Raw genomic sequence first — 516 nt, 5'->3', positions numbered from 1 at the left:
TGAGGACGACTGGTCTTATTCCGACCTGGTCGTTCCGCTCTTTCGTGGTGTGCACCCGATTACGGGTAAACATTCATGGAGAGTTTGATCCTGGCTCAGGACGAACGCTGGCGGCGTGCTTAACACATGCAAGTCGAACGATGAACCACTTCGGTGGGGATTAGTGGCGAACGGGTGAGTAACACGTGGGCAATCTGCCCTTCACTCTGGGACAAGCCCTGGAAACGGGGTCTAATACCGGATACGACCKSKGAMSGCATSKTYSSKGGTGGAAAGCTCCGGCGGTGAAGGATGAGCCCGCGGCCTATCAGCTTGTTGGTGGGGTAATGGCCTACCAAGGCGACGACGGGTAGCCGGCCTGAGAGGGCGACCGGCCACACTGGGACTGAGACACGGCCCAGACTCCTACGGGAGGCAGCAGTGGGGAATATTGCACAATGGGCGAAAGCCTGATGCAGCGACGCCGCGTGAGGGATGACGGCCTTCGGGTTGTAAACCTCTTTCAGCAGGGAAGAA

1 rRNA gene is annotated in these 516 nt (G+C 58.4%); it reads left to right on the top strand.

Annotation, left to right across the window (positions count from 1 at the left end):
- Window positions 1-72 precede the first annotated feature (72 nt).
- A 16S ribosomal RNA gene (locus ACJA3G_RS38450) occupies window positions 73-516 on the top strand; the annotation flags it as partial.

The organism is Streptomyces sp. YS-3 (assembly GCF_045257485.1).
Lineage (GTDB): Bacteria > Actinomycetota > Actinomycetes > Streptomycetales > Streptomycetaceae > Streptomyces.
Note: the sequence above shows the minus strand (reverse complement) of the source record. Positions and strands in the feature narration are given on the sequence as shown.